At 66.7% G+C, this 1,724-nt stretch carries 1 protein-coding gene and 2 pseudogenes; 2 read left to right on the top strand and 1 reads right to left on the bottom strand.

The window, feature by feature from the left end:
* Positions 1 to 368 precede the first annotated feature (368 nt).
* Positions 369 to 794: a peptidoglycan-binding protein gene (locus ACFWYS_RS42760; RefSeq protein WP_384781747.1), complete on the bottom strand. Its 426-nt coding sequence runs from the start codon at positions 792 to 794 to the stop codon at positions 369 to 371.
* A gap of 338 nt (positions 795 to 1,132) precedes the next feature.
* Between ACFWYS_RS42760 and ACFWYS_RS42755 the strand changes: the two are divergent.
* Together ACFWYS_RS42755 and ACFWYS_RS42750 are read left to right on the top strand one after the other, a co-directional pair.
* Positions 1,133 to 1,243: pseudogene (locus tag ACFWYS_RS42755) on the top strand (IS630 family transposase); the annotation flags it as partial.
* Positions 1,244 to 1,314: 71 nt separating this feature from the next.
* Positions 1,315 to 1,724 (top strand): annotated as a pseudogene (locus ACFWYS_RS42750) (IS200/IS605 family accessory protein TnpB-related protein); the annotation flags it as partial.

The following is a 1,724-nucleotide window of genomic DNA, read 5'->3' as shown; positions in this document are numbered from 1 at the left end:
TTTCCCCATACCACCCCCCTCGCGCTGCTCTGACCCCCGCGGCCGGGCCGCGCCCCCCGCGCCGCTGGGGGCGCTGGCGCCCGGCGGGGCCGCCCCCCCCCCCCGCCGCTGTACGCCCGGACGCGATACATCAGTTGCGCTAGCGTCTACAGGTCTTCGGCTTGATCCCGACGGTCCAGTGTGACTCGTTGTTGCTGTACCTCGTGCTTCACGAACCGGAAGCATGCAGCTCGCTCAGCAGACAAGGACCTGAGCCCCTGAGCCGTTGCCCCGTTCTCCCGGATCTTGAAGTCCATCGCACCCTCGGGCTGGGGTGTCGCGATGACCACTGGAACGAAGGCCGCGCGGAGGGCGGGCCACCGCCGGATTCAGCAGGCGCAGTCCCAGCGCAGCGACTTCCAAGTGATGGGCCCGACTTTGCCGTCGGGCGTACTGTCGCCCATCCACCGCTTCTGGTACCACTTGACGGCCTTCAGGGTGTCGTTGCCGAAGTCGCCGTCGATCGCGAGACGGCCCGAGTAGTGCGACGCCTTGATGAGGGCCTGGATCTCCTTCACCTTGTTGCCCCGGTCGCCGAAGTCGGTGTAAGCGGTGCCCTTGTAGTAGCCGCAGTAGTAGCCGATTCCAGTGGTCATGGGGCAGTTGGGGGCGGCGCTGACGCCTGCCGATGAAGCGGCTGGCGCCGTGGCCGGTGCGGCGCTCGCCGCCGGTGCGACAGCGACCAAGGTCCCGCCGAGGAACGCGGCGGAGACGAGGCCGGTGGTGATGCGCTGACGCATGGTCATCGTCGTCATGGAGCACGGTCCTTTCTTGAGGAGCGGGCCGGGTCCCCCCGTTGGGTCCCCCGACGGCCCGCCGTGCGATGCGTACGTGCGGCATAACGGTATGGACGGTCGTCCGGGTCGGCGTCCCCTGCTGATTTGATTCCAGACCAAACCAGGGCGGTACGAGACGAGCCGCCTACAACTACCGCGGTAGAGGGTGGCTGTCATCCAGGTCTCCGGCGAGGCACAGTTGCTGCTCCTGGTCGGGCGGTGGCAGAGGCACTGACACCGCTCGACCAGGAGCATCCCGGTGCGCCGGTGGTCATTGTTGAAGCTCGCCCGGCTTGCTGCACGGCAAGGCTGGTGACCAGGCTCAGCTCGCAGCCGAGACCCGCCGGTTCTTCCACCGCCGTCAATGCCAGCCGCACATCGTCCGCGGCTACTTCGGCGGCCCACACGTCTGCTACATCCTCGAATAGAAACCTTGGAGTTTCGGATCAATAAGGCGGCAGTCGCGCAGGATCTTCCAGTTCTTCATGCGGGCGAAGGACTCGACCGCAACGGCAACCCGATGGGTGATCCGCGCCGGTTCTTCTACGACCTGTCCGGCACCGCCGATCACCGAGACGCCCAGATCCGGCACGCCATCAGCAAGTTGCTGCACTGGGCCGACCGGTGTGGCGTCAAGGCGATCGGTATCGAGAACCTGGACTTCGGCCAGGACAAGACGCGGGAGAAGCACGGCCGCCGAAAGCGGTTCAGGCAGCTCATCTCCGGCATCCCCACCGGCAAGCTCAAGGCCCGGCTCGTGTCCATGGCAGCCGAGCACGGCCTGTCGATCGTCGCGGTCGATCCGGCGTACACGTCGATATGGGGCGATGAGCACTGGCGTAAGCCGTTGACCAGCAACAAGCGAAAGATGTCCCGTCACGACGCCGCGAGCGTCGCGATCGGGCGACG

It is taken from the genome of Streptomyces sp. NPDC059010, assembly GCF_042740355.1.
Taxonomy (GTDB): domain Bacteria; phylum Actinomycetota; class Actinomycetes; order Streptomycetales; family Streptomycetaceae; genus Streptomyces.
Note: the sequence above shows the minus strand (reverse complement) of the source record. Positions and strands in the feature narration are given on the sequence as shown.